Here is a 23469-nt window from a genome sequence, read left to right on the forward strand (position 1 = left end):
ACTCATGGCAGTTGCCTCCGGTGCCTATAAAAAAGCCCTCGAGGGTGGCCAGCAACCCAAGCAGGTGCTGGTCAAGATCGACCGGGTCACGAAAAAATTCGACGAAACCGTCGCCGTGGACGATGTGTCCCTGGAAATCCGCAAGGGCGAGATTTTCGCCCTGCTGGGTGGCTCCGGCTCCGGCAAGTCCACCTTGCTGCGCATGCTGGCCGGTTTCGAGCGCCCCACCGAAGGGCGGATCTTCCTCGATGGCGTCGACATCACCGACATGCCGCCCTACGAGCGGCCGATCAACATGATGTTCCAGTCCTACGCGCTGTTCCCGCACATGACCGTGGCGCAGAACATCGCCTTCGGCCTGCAGCAGGACAAGATGCCCAAGGCCGAGATCGACGCCCGGGTTGGCGAGATGCTCAAGCTGGTGCACATGACCCAGTACGCCAAGCGCAAGCCGCACCAGTTGTCCGGTGGCCAGCGCCAGCGCGTGGCCCTGGCCCGCTCGCTGGCCAAGCGCCCCAAGCTGCTGCTGCTCGACGAACCCATGGGCGCGCTGGACAAGAAGCTGCGTTCGCAGATGCAACTGGAGCTGGTGGAAATCATCGAGCGCGTGGGCGTGACCTGCGTGATGGTGACCCACGACCAGGAAGAGGCCATGACCATGGCCCAGCGCATCGCCATCATGCACCTGGGCTGGATCGCCCAGATCGGCTCGCCGGTGGACATCTACGAGACGCCTACCAGCCGCCTGGTGTGCGAGTTCATCGGCAACGTCAACCTGTTCGAAGGTGAAGTGGTCGACGACGCCGAAGGCCACGCGATCATTGCCAGCCCGGAGCTGGAGCGCAAGATCTACGTCGGCCACGGCATCACCACCTCGGTCGAGGACAAGCACATCACCTACGCCCTGCGCCCGGAAAAACTGCTGGTGACCACCACCCAGCCTGAGTTCGAGCACAACTGGTCGCGTGGCAAGATCCACGACATCGCCTACCTGGGCGGCCACTCGGTGTTCCACGTCGAGCTGCCCAGCGGCAAGATCGTCCAGTCGTTCGTGGCCAACGCCGAGCGCCAGGGCACCCGCCCGACCTGGGACGATGAAGTGTTCGTGTGGTGGGAAGACGACAGCGGCGTGGTACTGCGGTCATGAAACTTCGCAAGCTCAAGCGAGCCTTCCAGCGCATTACCCCGGAGGGGCGGCACCTGGTGATCGGCGTGCCGTTCATCTGGCTGTTCCTGTTCTTCATGCTGCCGTTCTTCATCGTGTTGAAGATCAGCTTCGCCGAAGCCGACGTTGCGATCCCGCCGTACACCGAGATCTACACCTACGTCGAGAGCAAGATCCAGCTGGTGCTGAACCTGGCCAACTACGGGCTGCTCACTGAAGACGAGCTGTACCTGTCGGCCTACCTCGGCTCGCTGAAGATGGCCTTTTTCAGCACCCTGCTGTGCCTGCTGATCGGCTACCCGATGGCCTACGCCATCGCCAACGCCAAGAAAGAGACCCAGACGGTACTGCTGCTGCTGATCATGATGCCGACCTGGACCGCGATCCTGATCCGCGTCTATGCCTGGATGGGCATCCTCAGCAACAACGGCCTGCTCAACAGCTTCCTGTTGTGGCTGGGGCTGATCGACCAGCCGCTGCAGATCCTCAACACCAACCTTGCGGTGTACATCGGCGTGGTCTATTCGTACCTGCCGTTCATGATCCTGCCGCTGTTCGCCAACCTGGTGAAACACGACCAGAGCCTGCTTGAAGCCGCATCCGACCTGGGTTCGAGCACCTTCAACAGCTTCTGGAAGATCACCGTGCCGCTGTCGAAAAACGGCATCATCGCCGGCTGCATGCTGGTGTTCATCCCGGTGGTGGGCGAGTTCGTGATCCCTGAACTGCTCGGCGGCCCGGAAACCCTGATGATCGGTAAAGTGCTGTGGCAGGAGTTCTTCAACAACCGCGACTGGCCGGTGGCATCTGCCCTGGCGGTGGTGATGCTGGCGATCCTGATCGTGCCGATTCTGCTGTTCAACCGCAGCCAGGCCAAAGAAATGGAGGGCCGCGCATGAAACGCTTCAGTTTCTCCAAGCTGATGCTGGTGCTCGGCTTGCTGTTCATCTACCTGCCGATGCTGATCCTGGTGATCTACTCGTTCAACGCCTCCAAGCTGGTAACGGTGTGGGGCGGCTGGTCGGTGAAGTGGTACGTCGGCCTGCTCGACAACACCCAGCTGATGGGTTCGGTGATGCGCTCGCTGGAAATCGCCTGCTACACGGCGGTGGCTGCGGTGGCGCTGGGTACCCTGGCAGCCTTCGTGCTGACCCGGGTCACCCGCTTCAAGGGCCGCACGCTGTTCGGTGGCCTGGTCACCGCGCCGCTGGTAATGCCCGAGGTGATCACCGGCCTTTCGCTGTTGCTGCTGTTCGTGGCCATGGCGCAGATGATCGGCTGGCCCCAGGAGCGTGGCATCGTCACCATCTGGATCGCCCACACCACCTTCTGCGCAGCCTATGTGGCGGTGGTGGTGTCGGCGCGCCTGCGTGAGCTGGACCTGTCCATCGAAGAGGCGGCCATGGACCTGGGTGCCAAACCCTGGAAAGTGTTCTTCCTGATCACCATCCCGATGATCGCGCCGTCGCTGGCGGCGGGCGGCATGATGTCGTTCGCCCTGTCGCTGGACGACCTGGTACTGGCAAGCTTCGTCTCCGGCCCGGGCTCGACCACCTTGCCGATGGAAGTGTTCTCGGCCGTGCGCCTTGGCGTCAAGCCCGAGATCAACGCCGTGGCCAGCCTGATCCTGCTGTCGGTGTCGCTGGTGACCTTCCTGGTGTGGTTCTTCAGCCGCCGCGCCGAAGAGCGCCGCCGCAAGGCGATCCAGCAGGCCATCGAAGAAGGTGCCGCCGCCAACGCCGGCCAAGCCCAGGTGCGCCGCCCGGCCCAGGCGACCGCCCAGGCCTGAGGCTCGCCAACCACAGGTACTGCGCATGCCTTGAAGGCTGCGCAGTACCCTGTGGGAGCGGGCTTGCCCGCGAAGCAGGCGACACCGGCTCAGAGCCAAACCGCATCCCAATGCGGATACTGCCTCACACTGCTCGCAAGCCCGGCCCGCAAAGGGTTGGCAACGATGTACCGAGCTACCTTTCTGACATCTTCTTCTCGCCGCAAGGCCCGGTCCTGATAACCCGCTTGCCATACCGGCTCCAGCTCTACCCCTGCCTTGTGCAAGGCAAGGCTTGACCGTGATTTGAATCGGCGCATCAAGGTGCCCAGGGTCACTGACCGCAACTCGATCAGCCAATGCAGATGGTCTGGCATGACTACCCAAGCCAGTGAGACGCAGGCGTTTTCCTGATCGGATCTACGCATCTGATGCACCACCAAGCGAGCGTTGCGCCAGTCGCGGAACAGTGGTGTACGGCGATGGGTGACGGTGGTGAGCACGTAGAGCCTGCCTGGCTCCGAGCATCGGCCTCGGCGTAGCAGGTGTGAGGAGGCGAGCGGCATGACATTCATCCTTGAAGATTGGCCATTTGACCCTAGCCGAATCTGTTGTTTGGCCGTGCTGTTGTTGGTTTCCTGATATGACACGGCCGTTGGTTCCTAAAGCTCATGCAATCCCTGTGGGAGCAACTGTGCTGTGCTGCCTGAACCGGCCTCATCGCCGGCAAGCCGGCTCCTACAGGTACGGTGCAGGTTTGAAGGCTATGCAATCCCTGTGGGAGCGGCTTTAGCCGCGAAGCAGGCAGCGCGGTGGATGGCACCGGCTGCGCCGGTGTTCGCGGCTAAAGCCGCTCCTACAGGGCGCGCGCATCGCTTCCACCAACCCGCCTCGCTTTCTTGAACCCACATCAATGCCGTTTACCCATCCCTGATCTACGCTTTCATCGCGTCCTGTAAACCATTCGTCGATGCAAGGAGCCGGCATGACGCCAACGCGCGCGCTGAGGGTTGTTTGCCTGGGGTTGCTGGCACTGCTGGCAGGCTGTGGCGAGGAGAAGGTCACCGAAGAACTGCCCCGGGTGGTGGTGCAGCAGGTGCAGCCCACCGACTTTGCCGCGCGGGTCACCCTGACCGGCGATGTGCAGGCGCGGGTGCAGACCGACCTGTCGTTCCGCGTGGGCGGCAAGATCGTCTCGCGCAGCGTCGATGTGGGCGACCACGTCAAGGCCAACCAGGTGCTGGCGCGCCTGGACCCGAAAGACCTGCAAAACAACGTCGACTCGGCCAAGGCCGAAGTGTTCGCCGAACAGGCCCGGGTCGCCCAAACCAGCGCGGCCTTTGTGCGCCAGCAAAAACTGCTGCCCAAGGGCTACACCAGCCAGAGCGAATTCGATTCCGCCCAAGCCGCCCTGCGCAGCAGCCAGAGCGCGCTCAAGGCCGCCCAGGCGCAACTGGCCAACGCCAACGAACAACTCGGTTACACCGCCCTGGTGTCCGAGGCCGACGGGGTGATCACCGCGCGCCAGGCCGAAGTCGGCCAGGTGGTGCAGGCGACCATGCCGATCTTCAGCCTGGCGGTGGATGGCGACCGTGACGCAGTGTTCAACGTCTATGAATCCCTGTTGGTCAGCCCGCCGAGCGATGCCGGGGTGGTGGTCAGCCTGCTCGACAACCCGAAAATCCAGGCCCATGGCCATGTGCGCGAAGTCACCCCGACGGTGTCGGCGCAAAGCGGCACGGTGCAGGTGAAGGTGGCCTTGCGCGACGTGCCGGCGGGCATGCAGCTGGGTTCGCCGGTGACCGCCGCCACCAACGCCCAGAGCCGCCCGAGCATCGAGCTGCCTTGGGCGGCGCTGACCAAGGCTTTGCACGAGCCTGCGGTGTGGGTGGTGGGTGAGGGCGACAAGGTCGAGCTGCGCAAGGTGCAGGTGGCCCGCTACCTCACCGGCAAGGTGGTGATCGCCCAGGGCATCAAGGGCGGTGAAACCGTGGTGGTGGGCGGTGCGCAACTGCTGCACCCGGGCATGCAGGTATATAAAGTCGCCGCCCAAGGCGCGGGAGCCAAGCCATGAAGCGCCTGATCATCGCCTTGCCGGCGGTTTTGCTGCTGGCCGCCTGCGGCAGCGACAAGGAGCAGGCCGAGCCGGTGCGCCCGGTGCTGTCGACGCTGGTGCAGCCGCAGGTGCAGTCGCAGTTGGGGCGCTTCGCCGGCAGTATCCAGGCGCGCTTCGAGAGCACCCTGGGTTTTCGCGTGTCCGGGCGCATCGCCCGGCGTTGGCTGGATGTCGGCGCCCAGGTCAAACCGGGCGACACCCTGGCCACCCTCGACCCCACCGACCAGCAGAACCAGCTGCGCGCCGCTGAAGGTGACCTGGCCAAGGTGCAGGCGCAGTGGATCAACGCCCAGGCCGATGCCCGCCGCCAGCAACAGCTGTACGACCGGGGCGTGGGTGCCCAGGCCCAGCTGGATATCGCCAATACCAACCTGAAGACCACCGGTGCGGCCCTGGAGCAAGCCCGGTCCGCAGTGAGCCAGGCTCGCGACCAGCTCGACTACAGCACCCTGCGCACCGACCACGCCGCAGTAGTTACCGCCTGGCAGGCCGAGGCCGGGCAGACCGTCAGCGCCGGCCAGGCGGTGGTCACCCTGGCCCGCCCGGATGTAAAAGAGGCGGTGATCGACCTGCCCACCAACCTCGCCGAGCAACTCACCCCCGGGCTGACCTTCACCGTCGCCCTGCAACTGGAACCGAGCATCGACACCACCGCCACCCTGCGCGAGCTGGAGCCCCAGGCCGACGCCACCACCCGCACCCGGCGTGCGCGGCTGACCCTGGCCAGCACCCCCGACAGCTTCCACCTGGGCACCGCCGTCAGCGTCACCTTGAGCTCCGCCGTCACCCCGCGCAGCGAGCTGCCTCGCACAGCACTGCTGGAGCGCGACGGCAAGACCCAGGTGTGGGTGGTGGACCCGCAGCAAAAGACCGTCGCCACCCGCGACGTGCAGGTGATCGAACGCAACGACGAACGCATCGTCCTGGCCTCGGGCGTGCAGCCCGGTGAGCGCGTGGTCACGGCCGGCGTCAACATCCTCAAGCCCGGCCAGAAGGTCACCTTCGACGAGGACGCACGATGAAAGGAAGCTTCAACCTCTCCGAATGGGCCCTGCGCCACCAGTCGTTCGTCTGGTACCTGATGGCCGTGAGCCTGCTGATGGGGGTGTTCTCCTACCTCAACCTGGGCCGCGAGGAAGACCCCTCGTTCACCATCAAGACCATGGTGATCCAGAGCCGCTGGCCCGGCGCCACCCAGGAAGAAACCCTGCTGCAGGTCACCGACCGCATCGAGAAAAAGCTCGAGGAGCTGGACTCGCTCGACTACGTGAAAAGCTACACCCGCCCCGGCGAATCCACCGTCTACGTGTACCTGCGCGACACCACCAAGGCCAAGGACATCCCCGAGATCTGGTACCAGGTGCGCAAGAAGATCCAGGACATCGGCGGCCAGTTCCCCAAGGGCCTGCAGGGCCCGGCGTTCAACGACGAGTTCGGCGACGTATACGGCTCGATCTACGGCTTTACCGCCGACGGCCTGACCCTGCGCCAGCTGCGCGACTATGTGGAGCAGGTGCGCGCCGAGGTGCGCGATGTACCCAACATCGGCAAGATCGAGCTGGTCGGCACCCAGGATGAGGTGCTGTACCTGAACTTCTCGACCCGCAAGCTGGCCTCGTTCGGCATCGACCAGAGCCAGGTGATGCAGGCCTTGCAGGCGCAGAACGCGGTGACCCCGGCCGGGGTGATCGAGGCCGGCCCCGAGCGTATTTCGGTGCGCACCACCGGCCAGTTCGCGTCAGAGAAAGACCTTGAGTCCGTCAACCTGCGCATCAACGACCGCTTCTTCCGCCTGGCCGATATCGCCGACATCGAGCGCGGCTACGTCGACCCGCCATCACCGATGTTCCGCTACAACGGCCAGACCGCCATTGGCCTGGCCATCGGCATGAAGGCCGGCGGCAACATGCAGGTGTTCGGCCAGCTGCTGCGCGAGCGCATGGACAAGGTCACCGCCGACCTGCCGGTGGGGGTCGAGGTGCACACCGTGTCCGACCAGGCAGTGGTGGTCAAGCAGGCGGTCGGCGGCTTCACCAGTGCGCTGTTCGAGGCGGTGGTGATCGTGCTGGTGGTGAGCTTCGTCAGCCTTGGCGTGCGCGCCGGGCTAGTAGTGGCCTGCTCGATACCGCTGGTGCTGGCCATGGTGTTCGTGTTCATGGAGTACACCGACATCACCATGCAGCGTATCTCGCTGGGTGCGCTGATCATCGCCCTGGGGCTGTTGGTGGATGATGCGATGATCACCGTGGAGGTGATGGTCACCCGGTTGGAGATGGGCGACACCAAGGAGCAGGCGGCCACCTTTGCCTACACCTCCACGGCCTTCCCGATGCTCACCGGCACCTTGGTGACCGTGGCCGGCTTCGTGCCCATCGGCCTGAACGCCAGCTCCGCCGGCGAATACACCTTCACCCTGTTCGCGGTGATTGCGGTGGCGCTGATCGTGTCGTGGATCGTTGCGGTGTTCTTCGCCCCGGTGCTCGGTGTGCACATTCTCGACGCCAAGAAACTCAAGGCCCATGAAGCGGAGCCTGGCCGGGTAGGGCGCGCCTTCGAGCACGGCTTGCTGTGGTGCCTGCGCCATCGCTGGGTGACGGTGATCGGCACCATCGTGCTGTTCGTGCTGTCGGTCGTGGGCATGCGCTTTGTGCAGAACCAGTTTTTCCCGTCATCGGACCGCCCGGAGATCCTCGTCGACCTGAACCTCCCGCAAAACGCCTCCATCGAAGAAACCCGCAAGGTGGTCGACCGCTTTGAGGCCACCTTCAAGGGCGACCCCGACATCGTCAGCTGGAGCACCTACATCGGCCAGGGTGCCATCCGCTTCTACCTGCCCCTCGACCAGCAGCTGCAAAACCCCTACTACGCCCAATTCGTCATCGTCAGCAAGGGCCTGGAGGTGCGCGGCGAGCTGATGGCGCGGCTCAAGGAGCGCCTGCGTACCGACTTCGTCGGCATCGGCACCAACATCCAGTCGCTGGAGATGGGCCCGCCGGTGGGCCGGCCGATCCAGTACCGGGTCAGCGGCAAGGACATCGACCAGGTGCGCGCCCATGCCATCGAGCTGGCCACGCTGCTCGACAGCAACCAACACATCGGCGAGATGATTTACGACTGGAACGAGCCCGGCAAGGTGTTGCGGGTCGAGATCGCCCAGGACAAGGCGCGCCAGCTGGGGTTGTCGTCCGAGGACGTGGCCAACGTGATGAACAGCATCGTCAGCGGCGTGCCGATCACCCAGGTCAACGACAACATCTACCTGATCAACGTGGTCGCCCGCGCCGAGGACAGCGAGCGCGGCTCCCCCGACACCCTGCAGAACCTGCAGATCGTCAGCCCCAACGGCACCTCGATCCCGCTGCTGGCCTTCGCCACCGTGCGCTACGAGCTGGAGCAGCCGCTGGTGTGGCGCCGCGACCGCAAACCCACCATCACCATCAAGGCCTCGGTCAACGGCGAGATCCAGCCCACCGACCTGGTGGCCCAGCTCAAGCCTTCCATTGACCAGTTCGCCAGCAAGCTGCCGGCCGGCTACGAAGTGGCCACCGGCGGTACCGTGGAGGAGAGCGCCAAGGCCCAGGGCCCGATCCGCCAGGTGGTGCCGCTGATGCTGTTCCTGATGGCGACCTTCCTGATGATCCAGCTGCACAGCGTGCAGAAGCTGTTTCTGGTGGTCAGCGTGGCGCCGCTGGGCTTGATTGGCGTGGTGCTGGCGCTGGTGCCCACCGGCACGCCCATGGGCTTCGTGGCGATTCTCGGCATTTTGGCGCTGATCGGCATCATCATCCGCAACTCGGTGATTCTGGTAACCCAGATCGACGAGTTCGAAGCCCAGGGCTTTGCCCCCTGGGATGCAGTGGTGGAAGCCACCAACCACCGCCGCCGGCCGATCCTGCTGACCGCCGCGGCGGCCAGCCTGGGCATGATCCCCATCGCCCGGGAAGTGTTCTGGGGGCCGATGGCCTACGCGATGATTGGCGGCATCATCAGTGCAACGCTGCTGACGCTGTTGTTCCTGCCGGCGCTGTATGTGGCCTGGTACAAGATCAAAGAGCCGGAAAACAAACCTGAAACCCAGCACTGACCCCCCTGTAGGAGCGGCCTTGTGTCGCGAAAGGGTCGCGTAGCGGCCCCAGGATCTCTGCCTCATGCAAGATTGCTGGGGCTGCTACGCAGCCCTTTCGCGACACAAGGCCGCTCCTACAGAGGGTCTGTGGTGACATGGATAAATGGTTATATAAACATTCTTAAACAGTATTTTTAAGAATATCCGCGCCTCACTACTATTGCCCTCAAGCCAGGCGCAAATCCCCTTCGAACCTCTGCCCGGCACCCTTACTCACAGGAGAACGAGCATGAGCGCATCGCTGCGTAGCATCGACGGTCAGGACGAAGCCACCATTCTGCGTGAGATCCAGAGCGCCCTGCGCGACCTGCGCTTTGGCGCAGTGGAAATCACCGTGCACAACGCCCAGGTGGTGCAGATCGAGCGCAAGGAGAAGTTCCGCCTGCAGCAGCCCGGCAACAAGGCCGGCTGACACCGCACCACCCATAAATTAGAAAAATGCCAATCGGGAGCTTCACCATGTCCATCCGCCGTTATGCGCTCGCCGCCCTGGCCAGTGCCGTTTTTGCCGGTTCCGCCATCGCCAAGGACTACGAACTGCTGAACGTGTCCTACGACCCCACCCGTGAGCTGTACCAGCAGTACAACGCCGAGTTCATCAAGCACTGGCAGCAAGCCCACCCGGGCGACAAGGTGAAGATCCAGCAATCCCACGGCGGCTCGGGCAAACAGGGCCGTGCGGTGATCGACGGCCTGCGCGCCGACGTGGTGACCCTGGCCCTGGCCGGCGACATCGACGAAATCGCCAAGCTCGGCAAGACCCTGCCGGAGGACTGGCAGAAGCGCCTGCCGGACGCCAGCACCCCGTACACCTCGACCATTGTGTTCCTGGTGCGCAAGGGCAACCCGAAAGGCATCAAGGACTGGGGCGACCTGATCAAAAAGGACGTCTCGGTGATCACCCCCAACCCGAAAACCTCCGGCGGTGCCCGCTGGAACTTCCTCGCCGCCTGGGCCTATGGCCTGAAGGCCGGCGGCAGCGAAGCCAAGGCCAAAGAGTACGTGCAGGAGCTGTTCAAGCACGTGCCGGTGCTGGATACCGGCGCCCGTGGCTCGACCATCACCTTCGTCAACAACGGCCAGGGCGACGTGCTGCTGGCCTGGGAAAACGAAGCCTTCCTGGCCCTGAAAGAAGACGGCGGCGCCGACAAGTTCGATATCGTCGTGCCTTCGCTGTCGATCCTGGCCGAGCCGCCGGTAGCCGTGGTGGACAAGAACGCCGAGAAAAAGGGTAACACCGAGATCGCCACCGAATACCTCAAGCACCTGTACAGCCCGGCCGGCCAGAAGATCGCCGCCGAGAACTTCTACCGCCCGCGTGACGAAAAAGTCGCCGCCGAGTTTGGCAAGCAGTTCCCGAAACTGGACCTGGTGACCATCGACAAGGACTTCGGCGGCTGGAAGACTGCACAGCCGAAGTTCTTCAATGACGGCGGTGTGTTCGACCAGATTTACCAGGCGCAGTGATCGGCCATGAAAACAGCGGGGGCCGCTCTGCGGCCCTTTCGCGACACAAGGCCGCTCCTACAGAAAAGCGCGACCCCCTGTAGGAGCGGCCTTGTGTCGCGATGGGCTGCAAAGCAGCCCCAGGATTTCAGAAGCTAGCACCAGCCCGGGATCGTTTCCGGGCTTCGTGCGTTCAACCAGGGACCTTTATGTCACGTCGTATTTCCCCCGTCATACCCGGCTTCGGGCTGACGCTGGGCTACACCTTGGTGTACCTCAGCCTGATCGTGCTGATACCGCTGGCGGCCATGTTCATCCATGCCTCGCAGCTGACCTGGGAGCAGTTCTGGACCATCATCAGCGCACCGCGGGTGATCGCCGCGCTGAAACTGAGTTTCGGCACCGCCCTGTTCGCCGCCATCATCAACGGCGTGATCGGCACCCTGCTGGCCTGGGTGCTGGTGCGCTACACCTTCCCCGGGCGCAAGGTCATCGATGCGATGATCGACCTGCCGTTCGCCCTGCCCACCGCGGTGGCCGGCATCGCCCTGACCGCCCTGTACGCCCCCTCGGGCTGGGTCGGCCAGTTCGCCACGGATCTTGGCTTCAAGATCGCCTACACCCCGCTGGGCATCACCCTGGCGCTGACCTTCGTCACCCTGCCGTTCGTGGTGCGCACGGTGCAGCCGGTGCTGGCGGACATCCCCCGCGAGGTCGAAGAAGCCGCCGCCTGCCTGGGCGCAAAACCCTTGCAGGTGTTCCGCCACGTGCTGGCGCCGGCGCTGCTGCCGGCCTGGCTGACCGGCTTCGCCCTGGCGTTTGCCCGCGGCGTGGGTGAGTACGGTTCGGTGATTTTCATCGCCGGCAACATGCCGATGAAAACCGAGATCTTGCCGCTGCTGATCATGGTCAAACTTGACCAGTACGACTACACCGGCGCCACCGCCATCGGCGTGCTGATGCTGGTGGTTTCCTTCATCCTGCTGCTGCTGATCAACCTGCTGCAGCGGCGCATCGAAACCCCTTGAAGGAGGCCCGCTAATGTCTTCATCCACTATTGGCGCGACCACCGCCGCCAACGCCGCCCGGCGTGGCAGCGCCACCTCGCGCCGCGTGCTGATCACCCTTGGCTGGATCGTCTTCGCGCTGTTCCTGCTGCTGCCGCTGGTGATCGTGGTGTCCCAGGCGCTGAAAAACGGCTTTGGCACCTTCTTCGAGGCGATCTTCGAGGCCGATGCCTTGTCGGCGCTCAAGCTCACCCTGCTGGCGGTGGTGATTTCGGTGCCGCTGAACCTGGTGTTCGGCGTGTCCGCCGCCTGGTGCGTAAGCAAGTACAGCTTCCGCGGCAAGAGCATCCTGGTGACCCTGATCGACCTGCCGTTCTCGGTGTCGCCGGTGATCGCCGGCCTGGTCTACGTGCTGATGTTCGGCGCCCAGGGCCTGTTCGGCCCGTGGCTGCAGGACCACGACATCCAGATCGTCTTCGCCCTGCCGGGCATCGTGCTGGCGACCATCTTCGTCACCGTGCCGTTCGTCGCCCGTGAACTGATCCCGCTGATGCAGGAGCAGGGCACGCAAGAGGAGGAGGCCGCACGCCTGCTGGGTGCCAACGGCTGGCAGATGTTCTGGCATGTGACCCTGCCCAACATCAAGTGGGGCCTGATCTACGGCGTGGTGCTGTGCACCGCCCGGGCCATGGGTGAGTTCGGCGCGGTATCGGTGGTGTCCGGGCACATTCGCGGCGTCACCAACACCTTGCCGCTGCACGTGGAGATCCTCTACAACGAGTACAACCATGTCGCGGCCTTCAGCGTGGCCAGCCTGCTGCTGATCCTGGCGCTCTTCATCCTGCTGCTCAAGCAGTGGAGCGAGAACCGTATTAACCGCCTGCGCCACAGCGCCGCGGAGGAATGATTCATGTCGATCGAAGTCCGTAACGTCAGCAAGCGCTTCAACAGCTTCCAGGCCCTGAACAACATCAACCTGGATATCCACAGCGGCGAGCTGGTGGCCCTGCTCGGCCCGTCCGGCTGCGGCAAGACCACCCTTTTGCGCATCATCGCCGGGCTGGAAACCCCGGACGATGGCAGCATCGTGTTCCATGGCGAGGATGTGTCCGGCCACGATGTGCGCGACCGCAACGTCGGGTTCGTGTTCCAGCACTACGCGCTGTTCCGCCACATGAGCGTGTTCGACAACGTCGCCTTCGGCCTGCGCATGAAGCCCAAGGGCGAGCGGCCGAGCGAGAGCAAGATCGCCGAGAAGGTGCATGAGCTGCTGAACATGGTGCAGCTCGACTGGCTGTCCGACCGCTACCCCGAGCAGTTGTCCGGTGGCCAGCGCCAGCGTATCGCCCTGGCCCGGGCTCTTGCGGTGGAGCCCAAGGTGCTGCTGCTGGACGAGCCGTTCGGTGCGCTGGATGCCAAGGTGCGCAAAGAGCTGCGCCGCTGGCTGGCGCGCCTGCACGAAGACATCAACCTCACGTCCGTGTTCGTCACCCACGACCAGGAAGAAGCCATGGAAGTGGCCGACCGCATCGTGGTGATGAACAAGGGCGTGATCGAGCAGATCGGTTCGCCGGGCGAGGTGTACGAGCAGCCGGCCAACGATTTCGTCTACCACTTCCTGGGGGATTCCAACCGCCTGGCCCTGAGCGAAGGCCACCATGTGCTGTTCCGACCGCACGAGGTGTCGCTGTCACGCCACGAAACCGAAGGCCACCACGCCGCCGAAGTACGCGATATCCGCCCGCTGGGCGCCACCACCCGGGTGACGCTGAAGGTGGAAGGGCAGAGCGAGCTGATCGAGGCCGAAGTGGTCAAGGACCACGACAGCCTGACCGGGCTGGCGCGGGGCGAGACGTTGTTCTTCCGGCCGAAGGTATGGCAGAAGGTAGCGGATATCTGAGCCGCTGTTTGCCAAATAAAAAACCCGGGCATGGTCCCGGGTTTTTTATTGCCCGGGCTAACGCCGCCCCCTGTAGGAGCCGGCTTGCCGGCGATCGAGGGCGCAGCCCTCGCAACAATCCGATGCCTTGCACGAATATTTCATATGCCCACAAGGCATCGCCGCGCGCGCACCTCTTCGAATCCCCCGAAATACGCGGCCTTGAGCCTTCCACCCAAAAACAATATTCACAAAAGATCTAACTTTAACTTCAAACATTACTTCAAAGCATAAGCCTCAACCCCCGATGATTCAGCCACACACCTGAATCCAGCCCACAGGGAGTTCGAGCAAATGGGTAATGTCCAGACGGCCGCCAGAGCCTTCGACCAGCCATGGCACCCGGCAGCGGGTGACCTGGTCGAGCTTGGGCGCACGTTGCGCCTGCCACTGGGCCAGTTGCGCCTGCAGCGCACCCCGGCCAGTGGCCTCAAGCGCCGCGACAAGCTGGCGCTGGGCCTGCTGGTGCTGGCCCTGCACGGCGCCGCCGCCTACTGGATCAGCCAGTCGCCCACCCCAGCGCTGCCGATCGTGCCGCCACAAGTACCGCCGATGACCATCGAGTTCGCCGCCCCCGCGCCGCCAGTGGTCGAACCGCCACCACCGGCCCCGGCGCCACCCGTGGTCGAGCCCCCGCCGCCGGTGGTCGACGAACTGGCTGCCAAGCCCAAAATCAAGCCCAAGCCTGCCCCCAAGCCGGTGGTCAAGGCCAAGCCCGAACCCAAGCCTGCACCCAAACCGGTCGAGGCGCCGCCGCTAGCCCCCGTGGCAGCCCCGGCCCCGCCCGCACCGCCTGCGCCGGCCCCGGTGACGCCACCTTCGGCCAACGCCGCGTACCTGAAGAACCCGGCCCCGGAATACCCGCAGATGGCCCAGCGCCGCGGCTGGGAAGGCACCGTGCTGCTGCGTGTGGAGGTGCTGCCCAGCGGCAAGCCCGGGCAGATCCAGGTACAGAAAAGCAGTGGCCGCGACGCCCTCGACGCCGCCGCGCTAGCCGCGGTCAAGCGCTGGAGCTTCGTGCCGGCCAAGCAGGGCGACGTGGCTCTGGCTGGCTGGGTCAGCGTACCGATCGATTTCAAGCTTCGTTAATTTGCCCCCCGCTTAAGGAAGGACTACATCATGAGCCTGCTGGCATCCCCCCTCGAATCCGTTGAAAGCGCCGTCATCTGGCTGTTGGTCGGCTTCTCTGTCGCTACCTGGGCGCTGGCCCTGATCAAGGTGGTGCAGTTCGTGCGCCTGAAGAACCAGGACAAGCGCTTCCACCAGAAATTTTGGGCGGCCTCCAGCCTGGACTCGGCTGCCGGCATCAGCGATGAGCAACCCGGCCCCGCTGCCCGCGTGGCCCAGGCCGGCTACGCCGCGATTGCCGTGGGCGAGCCCGGCCAGGCCAGTGACCTGAGCCACGCCATCAACCATCAGGACCGCCTCGAGCGCGCCCTGCGCCAGCAGATCGTGCGTGAGCGCCGCTCGCTGGAAACCGGCCTGGCAGTGGTGGCCAGTATCGGCAGCACCTCGCCCTTCATCGGCCTGTTCGGCACCGTGTGGGGCATCATGGAGGCGCTAAAGGGCATCAGTGCAGCCGGCTCCGCCAGCCTTGAAACCGTCGCCGGCCCCATTGGCGCGGCACTGGTGGCCACCGGCGTGGGCATTGCCGTCGCGGTACCGGCGGTGCTGGTTTACAACTACTTCCTGCGCCGCCTCAAGCTCACCGCAGCCGACCTTGATGATTTTGCCCACGACTTCTACAGCCTGGCGCAGAAGAGTGCCTTCCGCGTGCTGGTGCACCCCGCAGCCCAACGCCAGGCGGCCGGGTTCACCCAGCCGGTGAAGGAGGCTTCCTGACATGGCCTTTTCGACCCAGGACAGCGATGAAGTGTTGAGTGAAATCAACGTCACCCCGCTGGTGGACGTCATGCTGGTGCTGCTGGTGGTGTTTATCGTCACCGCGCCGCTGCTGACCAACGCCATCCCCATCAACCTGCCCAAGACCGAGGCCGTGGCCCCGGTGGAGCAGAAGGACCCGCTGGTGGTGAGCATCGATGGCAGCGGCAAGCTGTTCATCAACAAGGACGAGATCCAGCCCGATTTGCTGGAAACCAGCCTCAAGGCCGCCAAGAGCAAGGACGCCGAGTTGCGCGTGCAGCTGCAGGCCGACGATGGCGTGAACTACGGCGAAGTCGCCCGGGCGATGGCTGCCATCGAACGCGCCGGTATCAGCAAGCTGGCGGTGATCACCGCGCGCTGACCGGCAACACCCTCTTCAGGCAAGTGCTTATGGGCCATTTTCCTTGGCAGGGGATGGCCCTTTTTTATGCCCGCAGCAACCCCAGGCCCTGCGCTGTACCTGTAGGAGCCGGCTTGCCGGCGATGAGGCCGGCACAGGCAGCAAAGCCAATTGCTTCCACACACTCAAAAGACACTTTGGTTATTAATAAATAGCTTCTTATTCCTTTACGAATATAACCCCCTCCCTATACTTGCACCCCAAGCACGCAAACTTCCGGAGGCGTCCCCATGCGCAATGAGTCGATTCGTTACCTGATTGTGCCGGGCTGGCAAGGATCGCCAGACAACCATTGGCAAAGTCACTGGCAACGCAGCCTGCCCAACAGTGCCCGGGTCGAGCAGCAGGACTGGCTCACCCCGCAGCGCCGCGACTGGGTGCAGGCGTTGGAGCAGGCGATTGCCGCCGACGCCTCGCCAGTGATCCTGATCGCCCACAGCCTGGGCTGCATTACCGTCGCCCACTGGGCCGCCCAGGCCAGCCCAAGCCTGCTGCGCCGGGTGCGCGGCGCCTTGCTGGTGGCCCCGGCGGATGTCGAGCGGCCGGCCTGCGCGCCGGCCCTGCGCAACTTTGCGCCGATCCCGCAGCAGCCGCTGCCTTTCGCAAGCCAGGTGGTCAGCTCGGACAACGACCCGGCGGTGAGCGTGCCCCGCGCGCTGCACCTGGCCCGCGCCTGGGGCGCCGAGGCCGGGCTGCTGGCCAATGCCGGGCATATCAACGTCAAGTCCCGCCATGAACGCTGGGAGCAGGGCTTCGCCTACCTGTTCCGCCTGCAGGCCCGCATCGACCAGCGCGCGCTGCGCCGCGCCTGAGCCAGCGGCCTTTCACTGTATTGCCTTGAGCCCCGGCCGGCTGGTCGGGGCGGGAGTATTCCATGACGTTTCACGCCCCCTTCGGCCAGCCGCTGCTGACCTTCCCCGAGCTGGACAAGAGCCCGCTGAGTATCCGCGCCAAGGCGCTGGTGTTCGTCGACCCGCGCTCCCAGGCTTTGCGCCAGGCACTCGAGCGCCTGGCGCCGCAACCCTTGCCGGTGCTGATCCGCGGCGAGACCGGCACCGGCAAGGAGCTGCTGGCCCGGCAGATCCACCGCGCCAGTGATCGCGGCGGGCTGTTCGTGTCGGTCAACTGCGCGGCCATCAGCCCCACCTATGCCGATGCCGAGCTGTTCGGCTACAGCGCCGGCACCCAGGGCGGTACCGCCAGCAGCCGCGCCGGCTGGTTCGGCTCGGCCAACGGCGGCACCCTGTACCTGGACGAAATCGCCGACCTGCCCCTGGCGATCCAGGGCAAATTGCTGGCTGCGCTGGAAAACCGCGAGGTGACCCGGGTTGGCGCCAGCCACCCGCAGCCGGTGGACGTGCGCCTGGTGGCGGCCTCCAGCATCGACCTGGCCCTGGCGGTAAAGGCGGGTCGCTTCAACGAGCGGCTGTACCACTACCTGCACGAAGGCGAACTGGAGCTGCCGGCGCTGCGCGAGCGGGTCGGTGACATCCTGCCGCTGGCGGAGTACTTCGTCGGCATCTACAGCGTGCGCCTGGACCGGCCGCTGGCGCTGATCAGCGAGGCCGCCCAGCAGGCGCTGGAGGCCCATGCCTGGCCGGGCAATACCCGGGAGCTGGAGAACGTCATTCACTTTGCATTGCTGGTCAGCGAGGGTGAGGAAATTTTGCCGGAACACCTCGACCTGCCGGAGCGTGCGCCTTTGGATGCGCTGGCCCGGCAGCTTGGGCAGTTGGCACAGAGCCGTGAGGCCCGGACGCTGGCCGAGTTGCGGAGCGTATTGCGTGCGGCGCTGGCAACACTGGACCTGTAGGAGCGGCCTTGTGCCGCGAAAGGGCTGCGTAGCGGCCCCGGGATCTCGGTAGCCCTTAAAAATGCCGGGGCCGCTGCGCGCCCCATCGCGACACAAGGCCGCTCCTACAGGGCTCATAAACAAACCCCATGGTGGCAATTTGTTTTTGGAATAAGCAGCTAAATAAAAGATATTGTTACGGAATAAAAATTCCCGGTATCGTCCGCTTCACGCCCACCCGAACGGATGGGCAACCGACTTTGCCGCCATCAGCGATGGCCCAGCTCCATAACAAGGATCACCATGAAAAAGACCCTGCTGACCACCGCCCTGGCCGCTGCCCTGTCCTTCGCAGGCCTGGCATCCGCCGCCGAAAAACTGGTGGTTGCCGCAACCCCGGTACCCCACGCTGAAATTCTCGAGCTGATCAAGCCGACCCTGGCCAAAGAAGGCGTCGACCTGCAGATCAAGGTGTTCACCGACTACGTGCAGCCCAACGTGCAGGTAGACCAGAAGCGCCTGGACGCCAACTACTTCCAGACCCTGCCGTACCTGCAGAACTTCAACGAAGGCAAGGGCACCCACCTGGAAACCGTGATCGGCGTGCACGTCGAGCCGTTCGGTGGTTACTCGAAGAAGGTCAAGACCCTGGCCGAGCTGAAAGAAGGCGCCACCGTTGCCATCCCCAACGAGGGTAGCAACAGCGGTCGCGCCCTGCTGCTGCTGCAGAAGGCTGGCCTGATCACCCTGAAAGACCCGAAAAACGCCCTGGCCACCCCGAAAGACATCGCCGAGAACCCGAAGAAGCTCAAGTTCCGCGAGCTGGAATCGGCCATGCTGCCGCGCGTGCTGGACCAGGTCGACCTGGACATGATCAACACCAACTACGCCCTGGAAGCCGGCCTGAACCCGGCCAAGGACGCCCTGGTGATCGAGGGTAGCGACTCGCCGTACGTGAACTTCCTGGTTGCCCGCCCGGACAACAAGAACAGCGAAGCCATCCAGAAGCTGGCCAAGGCCCTGACCAGCCCTGAGGTGAAAGCCTTCATCGCCGAGAAGTACAAAGGCGCTGTACTGCCAGCGTTCTGATACGCGGCCCGCAACGAAAAACGCCGACGCATTTGCGTCGGCGTTTTTGTTTGTGCGGCGTACACCCATGCTGGCGCTGCCTCTGTAGGAGATCACCCAGCGCCTTCGGGCTGCGCTGTTGCGCAGAGAACAGAATTCGAGAGCGCTTGCGTACCCTGTGGGAGCGGGTTTACCCGCGAACACCGGCGAAGCCGGTGCCAAGCAGCGCGTCGCTTGCTTCGCGGGTAAACCCGCTCCCACAGGCCCCTGCTAAATCAATGAGTTGTGTTTTGTTCTATGAGAGCCGGCTTGCCGGCGATAGGGCCAGCAGCCTGAACACCAGACCATGGCCGCTGACGCCATCGCCGGCAAGCCGGCTCCTACAAAGGATCATGCCTGGCGCTTGTCACCCAGCGCCCGGCGCAAAGCCATGAGCCACAGCAGTTGTTCGTTCGAAGCAGGCGAGCAGGGGCTGTTCATCGTTATCGTCCTTGTAGGTTTGATGGGCCGTGCAAGTCACAGTTTGAAACCGCTTGGAAAAGGCGTTCGCTAGAAAGATCCCAACCTTTCGTAGGAAATTTCCGAAACGTGAACTGAGTGATATGGATATGCAATAAAGGTATTTAGAAAAATATTTTTATACCTTTAAAGTCTATTCAAGGTGCCTACCGGCACATCGCCAGCCACTGTGAAACGGCGCCGAGCGACCCTCGCGCCGACCTGGAAATAACCCATGCCGTCCTTCCAAACGCCGGTGCCGAGGCGACTTCCATGAACTTCGACACCGCTTTCATGCTTAGCACATTGCCGGCATTCCTCAAGGCCGTCGGCGTCACCCTGCAGGTCGGCCTGATCGCCATCGCCACCTCGTTGCTGGTGGCGGTGCTCAATGCAGCCGTTCTGGTGCTGCGCACGCCGTACCTGCAGCGCCTGGTCAAGGGCTACGTGGAGCTGGCGCGCAACACCCCGCTGCTGATCCAGCTGTTCTTCGTCTACTTCGCCCTGCCAAGCCTTGGGGTGAAGGTGTCCGGCTTCGCTGCGGCAATCATCACCATGACCTTCATGGGCGGCGCCTACCTCACCGAAGTGCTGCGCGCCGGCGTCGAGGCAGTGCCACGGGCGCAACTGGAGTCGGGGCGTTCCATCGGGTTGTCCGAGGGCCAGCTGCTGCGCCACGTGATCCTGCCCCAGGCCGGTATCGCCAGCCTGCCGGCGCTGTTCGCCAACTTCGTGTTCCTGCTCAAGGAAACCACCGTGGTGTCGGCGGTGGCGGTACCCGAGATCCTCTACACCACCAAGAACTACATCGCCCTGTACTACAAAACCTACGAGATGCTCGCCGTGCTGACGCTGCTGTGCGTGCTGATCTTCCTGCCGCTGTCGCTGCTGCTGCGCTATCTGGAGAGGAGGCTGCAACATGGCCAGTACGGGGCTTGAACTGCTGCAGGTGTCCTGGCCGCAACTGGCGGCCGGCGTCGGGCAAACCCTGGCCATCTCGGCCCTGGGCATTCTCTTCGCCACCCTGGGCGGCGTGCTCTACGGCGTGCTGGCGAGCCTCGGCAACCGCCTGCTGAACATCGCGCTGCAGGTGTACCTGGAGCTGTTCCGGGCGATTCCGGTGCTGGTCTGGCTGTACCTGGTGTTCTTCGGCCTGCCGATTTTCTTCGGGCTGAGCATCCCCAGCTTCTGGTGCGCGGTGCTGGTGCTGGGCCTGTGGGGCGCAAGCGAGGTGGGCGAGGTGGTGCGTGGCGCGCTGCGCTCGCTGCCACGTGGCCAGCGCGAGGCGGGGCTGTCGATCGGGCTGGCCGGCTGGCAGCTGTATGGCTACGTGCTGCTGCCCCAGGCGCTCAAGCGCATGACCCCGCCGACCATCAACATCTACACGCGGATCATAAAGACCAGCTCGCTGGCGGTGCTGATCGGCGTGGTCGAGGTGATCAAGGCCGGCCAGCAGATCATCGAGCGCACCTACGAATCGGTGCTGATCTACGGCGTGCTGCTGCTGTTCTTCCTTTTTGTCTGCTACCCGCTTTCGGCCGCCTCGCGCGTGCTGGAACGCCGCTGGGCCCACACATGAGCGCATTGATCGAGTTTCAGGGTTTCAACAAGTTCTTCGGCGAGCAGCAGGTGCTGGCCGGTATCGACCTGCAGGTGCAGGCTGGCGAAGTGGTGGTGATCCTCGGCCCCAGCGGCTGCGGTAAAAGCACCCTGCTGCGCTGCCTCAACGGCCTGGAGGAGGCCCACGGCGGCAGCCTGCGCCTGGGCGGCCAGGAGCTGCTGGCGCCGGGCACCGACTGGCGCCAGGTGCGCCAGCGGGTGGGCATGGTGTTCCAGAGCTACCACCTGTTCGGCCACATGAGCGTGCTCGACAACCTGCTGCTCGGCCCGCTGAAGGTGCAAAAGCGCCAGCGCGCCGAAGCCCAGGCCCAGGCCGAGGCGCTGCTGGCCCGGGTGGGCCTGCTGGACAAGCGCGACGCCTACCCGCGCCAGCTTTCCGGTGGCCAGCAGCAGCGCATCGCCATTGTGCGCTCGCTGTGCATGAACCCCGAGGTGATGCTGTTCGACGAGGTCACTGCCGCCCTGGACCCGGAGATGGTCAAGGAAGTGCTGCAGGTGATCCAGGGCCTGGCCCGCGACGGCATGACCTTGCTCATCGTCACCCACGAAATGGCCTTCGCCCGTGCGGTGGCCGACCGAATCGTGTTCATGGAGGCCGGCAGGGTCCTTGAACAGAACCACCCCGAGCGCTTCTTCACCCAACCGCAAACCGCACGCGCGCAGCAGTTCCTGGAGAAATTCTCTTTCGTCGAAAGCCTGCCCAAGACACTGCACAAGGAACTGTCATGAAAACCGCACCCTTTGCCAAACTGCTCGCCCCGCTGCTCGGCCTGGCCCTGCTGGCCGGCTGCAACAAGTCCGAGGAGCCGGCCAAACCCGCCGCCGCTTCACCGGCCAGCAGCTACCTGGAAACCATCAAGGCCCGTGACAAGCTGATCGTTGGCGTATTCACCGACAAGCCGCCGTTCGGTTTCGTCGATGAAAGCGGGCGCTACGTGGGCTTTGACACCGACATCGGCCGGCGCTTCGCCAAGGAGCTGCTGGGTGATGAAAACAAGGTCGAGTTCGTTGCCGTGGAGCCGGCCAGCCGCATCCCGTTCCTGCAAAGCGACAAGGTCGACCTGATCCTCGCCAACATGACCGTCACCCCCGAGCGAAAGGAGGCGGTGGACTTCACCAACCCCAACCTGCGCGTGGCGGTGCAGGCCATCGTCGCCGATGGCAGCCCGGTGCAAAAGCTCGACGACCTGGCCGACAAGACCATCATCGTCACCACCGGCACTACGGCGGATATCTGGCTGACCAAGAACCACCCGGACTGGAAGTTGCTCAAGTTCGAGAAGAACAGCGAGTCGCTGGCGGCCCTGGCCAATGGCCGAGGCGATGCCTACGCCCAGGACAACCTGATTCTGTTCAGCTGGGCCAAGCAGAACCCGGGCTACCGCGTGCTGCCGCAGTTGCTGGGTGACGAGGCGCCGATCGCCCCGGCGGTGAAGAAGGGTAATACCGAGCTGCGTGACTGGGTCAACGCCGAGCTGGCCAAGCTGGGCGAGGAGAAGTTTCTGCTGAAACTGTATGACCAGTACGTGCGCAAGGAGCTGAGCGATGACACCAAGCCTGAAAGCGTGATCGTCGAAGGCGGCAAGTGGCAGGGGTGAGGTTCGCACTTCCCTTGTAGGAGCCGGCTTGCCGGCGATTGGGCCGGTGCAGGTGTGCATGGCACCTGCTGCGCAGGTGATCGCCGGCAAGCCGGCCCCTACAGGGGAGTGGGGCGCAGTCAGTGGTTACGCGGTAACCAGTTCAGCAGGAACTCGTTCACCACCTGCGGGTTCTCCAGGCTGCTGATATGCCCGGCAAACGGAATCTGCGCCGCCAGGCAGCCGATGATCTGCGCCATCTCGTTGGATTCTGCGGGCGGGCGCGGAATGTCCTGGTCACCGCAGACCACGATGGTCTTGGCGCCCGGCAGTTCACCCAGCCGCCCGAGCAAGTCGGGCCGGCCGAAGATTACCCGGCCCATCGGGTCGAGGCTTTCACGAATGGTCTGCGCGCTGCTGGCCTGCAAATCGGCGCGGAACTGCTCACGCACTTCGGGCACTGTCTGCCCGCCGGCATGGAAGAAGATCGGCACCACGATATCCAGCAGCGGGTCGGGGAAGGCGCCGGCGGCGCTGGCCGCATCCAGCAAGCCGAAGTACTTCAGCCGGGTAGCCTCAGGTTCGGCGCCCAGGTAAGTGTCCATCAGCACCAGGCGGTCGACGCGTTCAGGGTGGTCGATAGCCAGCTGCGCGCCCCACATGCCGCCGACCGACAGGCCGACCAGGTGGCATTGCGGGATATCCAGCGCATCCAGCAGCGCCAGGTGCTGGCGGGCAAGCGCGGCCATGTCGGTGGTGCTGGCCGGTGGCGCGTCGGAATCACCATGGCCCCACAGCTCGGGCACGATCACCCGAAAGTGCTGCGACAGCGCCTCGATCTGCGGCTGCCACATGGCCGCCGACCACAGGTAGCTGTGGCCCAGCAGCACCGGGAAGCCCTGGCCCTGGTCGACGTAGCTCATGCGCGCGCCGTCGATTTCGATGAAGTGTTTTTGCATGGGGTCTATCTCTTGAATGGCATGACAAATTCAGTTGCCGTGGCAGGGCCCTGTGGGAGCGGGTTTACCCGCGAACAAGGGCGAAGCCCTTGCCATGCGCAGAG

At 64.3% G+C, this 23469-nt stretch carries 23 protein-coding genes; 21 read left to right on the top strand and 2 right to left on the bottom strand.

Annotation, left to right across the window (positions count from 1 at the left end):
• Positions 1 to 4 precede the first annotated feature (4 nt).
• Genes potA through ACI2KK_RS19510 form a run of 3 tightly spaced genes read left to right on the top strand, consistent with a single transcriptional unit; the run spans position 5 to position 2954 of the window.
• Positions 5 to 1147, top strand: coding sequence for a polyamine ABC transporter ATP-binding protein (potA, locus tag ACI2KK_RS19500; protein ID WP_217841264.1), 1143 nt, complete (start codon positions 5 to 7; stop codon positions 1145 to 1147).
• Positions 1144 to 2064 carry an ABC transporter permease subunit gene (locus ACI2KK_RS19505; protein WP_217841265.1) on the top strand — a complete coding sequence of 307 codons (921 nt, stop codon included), beginning with the start codon at positions 1144 to 1146 and terminating at the stop codon, positions 2062 to 2064. Before potA ends, ACI2KK_RS19505 begins: the two co-directional genes overlap by 4 nt.
• Positions 2061 to 2954: an ABC transporter permease subunit gene (locus ACI2KK_RS19510; RefSeq protein ID WP_217841266.1), complete on the top strand. Its 894-nt coding sequence runs from the start codon at positions 2061 to 2063 to the stop codon at positions 2952 to 2954. The genes ACI2KK_RS19505 and ACI2KK_RS19510 overlap by 4 nt, the downstream gene beginning before the upstream one ends.
• A gap of 89 nt (positions 2955 to 3043) precedes the next feature.
• Here ACI2KK_RS19510 and ACI2KK_RS19515 read toward each other — a convergent pair whose 3' ends face one another.
• Positions 3044 to 3499, bottom strand: coding sequence for an REP-associated tyrosine transposase (locus ACI2KK_RS19515; RefSeq protein ID WP_404670178.1), 456 nt, complete (start codon positions 3497 to 3499; stop codon positions 3044 to 3046).
• Positions 3500 to 3918: 419 nt separating this feature from the next.
• Here ACI2KK_RS19515 and ACI2KK_RS19520 point away from each other — a divergent pair, with 419 nt between their 5' ends.
• From ACI2KK_RS19520 to ACI2KK_RS19605, 18 genes are all read left to right on the top strand, one after another.
• The gene (locus tag ACI2KK_RS19520) at positions 3919 to 5007 is read left to right on the top strand and encodes an efflux RND transporter periplasmic adaptor subunit (protein ID WP_404670179.1); all 1089 of its coding nucleotides are present in this window, start codon (positions 3919 to 3921) and stop codon (positions 5005 to 5007) included.
• The gene (locus tag ACI2KK_RS19525; protein ID WP_404670180.1) at positions 5004 to 6071 is read left to right on the top strand and encodes an efflux RND transporter periplasmic adaptor subunit; all 1068 of its coding nucleotides are present in this window, start codon (positions 5004 to 5006) and stop codon (positions 6069 to 6071) included. Before ACI2KK_RS19520 ends, ACI2KK_RS19525 begins: the two co-directional genes overlap by 4 nt.
• On the top strand, positions 6068 to 9133 hold the full coding sequence (locus ACI2KK_RS19530) for an efflux RND transporter permease subunit (RefSeq protein ID WP_404670181.1): 3066 nt from the start codon (positions 6068 to 6070) through the stop codon (positions 9131 to 9133). Before ACI2KK_RS19525 ends, ACI2KK_RS19530 begins: the two co-directional genes overlap by 4 nt.
• Before the next feature lie 271 nt (positions 9134 to 9404).
• Positions 9405 to 9587: a sulfur starvation response protein OscA gene (oscA, locus tag ACI2KK_RS19535; RefSeq protein ID WP_016712582.1), complete on the top strand. Its 183-nt coding sequence runs from the start codon at positions 9405 to 9407 to the stop codon at positions 9585 to 9587.
• Positions 9588 to 9634: 47 nt separating this feature from the next.
• On the top strand, positions 9635 to 10642 hold the full coding sequence (locus tag ACI2KK_RS19540; protein WP_217841270.1) for a sulfate ABC transporter substrate-binding protein: 1008 nt from the start codon (positions 9635 to 9637) through the stop codon (positions 10640 to 10642).
• A 188-nt stretch (positions 10643 to 10830) separates the two neighbouring features.
• Positions 10831 to 11649, top strand: coding sequence for a sulfate ABC transporter permease subunit CysT (cysT, locus tag ACI2KK_RS19545; RefSeq protein ID WP_217841271.1), 819 nt, complete (start codon positions 10831 to 10833; stop codon positions 11647 to 11649).
• Between the two features lie 13 nt (positions 11650 to 11662).
• Positions 11663 to 12535, top strand: a complete 873-nt coding sequence (gene cysW, locus ACI2KK_RS19550; RefSeq protein WP_404670182.1) for a sulfate ABC transporter permease subunit CysW — start codon at positions 11663 to 11665, stop codon at positions 12533 to 12535.
• A gap of 3 nt (positions 12536 to 12538) precedes the next feature.
• Entirely contained in the window at positions 12539 to 13528 is a 990-nt protein-coding gene (locus tag ACI2KK_RS19555; RefSeq protein ID WP_217841273.1) for a sulfate/molybdate ABC transporter ATP-binding protein, read from the top strand.
• A gap of 333 nt (positions 13529 to 13861) precedes the next feature.
• Positions 13862 to 14656: an energy transducer TonB gene (locus tag ACI2KK_RS19560; RefSeq protein ID WP_404670183.1), complete on the top strand. Its 795-nt coding sequence runs from the start codon at positions 13862 to 13864 to the stop codon at positions 14654 to 14656.
• Positions 14657 to 14686: 30 nt separating this feature from the next.
• On the top strand, positions 14687 to 15409 hold the full coding sequence (locus ACI2KK_RS19565) for a MotA/TolQ/ExbB proton channel family protein (protein ID WP_404670184.1): 723 nt from the start codon (positions 14687 to 14689) through the stop codon (positions 15407 to 15409).
• A gap of 1 nt (position 15410) precedes the next feature.
• Complete coding sequence (locus ACI2KK_RS19570; RefSeq protein WP_217886774.1) at positions 15411 to 15812, top strand: biopolymer transporter ExbD; 402 nt, start codon at positions 15411 to 15413, stop codon at positions 15810 to 15812.
• 269 nt (positions 15813 to 16081) lie between these two features.
• Complete coding sequence (locus ACI2KK_RS19575; protein ID WP_404670185.1) at positions 16082 to 16663, top strand: alpha/beta hydrolase; 582 nt, start codon at positions 16082 to 16084, stop codon at positions 16661 to 16663.
• Between the two features lie 62 nt (positions 16664 to 16725).
• Positions 16726 to 17664, top strand: coding sequence for a sigma 54-interacting transcriptional regulator (locus ACI2KK_RS19580; protein ID WP_404670186.1), 939 nt, complete (start codon positions 16726 to 16728; stop codon positions 17662 to 17664).
• A 282-nt stretch (positions 17665 to 17946) separates the two neighbouring features.
• The gene (locus ACI2KK_RS19585; protein WP_404670187.1) at positions 17947 to 18732 is read left to right on the top strand and encodes a MetQ/NlpA family ABC transporter substrate-binding protein; all 786 of its coding nucleotides are present in this window, start codon (positions 17947 to 17949) and stop codon (positions 18730 to 18732) included.
• A 750-nt stretch (positions 18733 to 19482) separates the two neighbouring features.
• The gene (locus tag ACI2KK_RS19590) at positions 19483 to 20148 is read left to right on the top strand and encodes an amino acid ABC transporter permease (RefSeq protein ID WP_404670188.1); all 666 of its coding nucleotides are present in this window, start codon (positions 19483 to 19485) and stop codon (positions 20146 to 20148) included.
• Positions 20129 to 20788, top strand: a complete 660-nt coding sequence (locus ACI2KK_RS19595) for an amino acid ABC transporter permease (protein WP_404670189.1) — start codon at positions 20129 to 20131, stop codon at positions 20786 to 20788. The genes ACI2KK_RS19590 and ACI2KK_RS19595 overlap by 20 nt, the downstream gene beginning before the upstream one ends.
• A complete protein-coding gene (locus tag ACI2KK_RS19600) occupies positions 20785 to 21558 on the top strand; it encodes an amino acid ABC transporter ATP-binding protein (RefSeq protein WP_404670190.1) in 774 nt (257 codons plus the stop codon). Before ACI2KK_RS19595 ends, ACI2KK_RS19600 begins: the two co-directional genes overlap by 4 nt.
• Positions 21555 to 22427, top strand: a complete 873-nt coding sequence (locus ACI2KK_RS19605; protein WP_217841284.1) for a transporter substrate-binding domain-containing protein — start codon at positions 21555 to 21557, stop codon at positions 22425 to 22427. The genes ACI2KK_RS19600 and ACI2KK_RS19605 overlap by 4 nt, the downstream gene beginning before the upstream one ends.
• 119 nt (positions 22428 to 22546) lie before the next feature.
• Here the strand turns inward: ACI2KK_RS19605 and ACI2KK_RS19610 are convergent, their stop codons facing one another.
• The gene (locus ACI2KK_RS19610; protein WP_404670191.1) at positions 22547 to 23365 is read right to left on the bottom strand and encodes an alpha/beta fold hydrolase; all 819 of its coding nucleotides are present in this window, start codon (positions 23363 to 23365) and stop codon (positions 22547 to 22549) included.
• Positions 23366 to 23469: the final 104 nt, after the last annotated feature.

Origin of the sequence: Pseudomonas sp. NPDC089406 (genome assembly GCF_044900265.1) — a bacterium.
Lineage (GTDB): Bacteria > Pseudomonadota > Gammaproteobacteria > Pseudomonadales > Pseudomonadaceae > Aquipseudomonas > Aquipseudomonas fakonensis.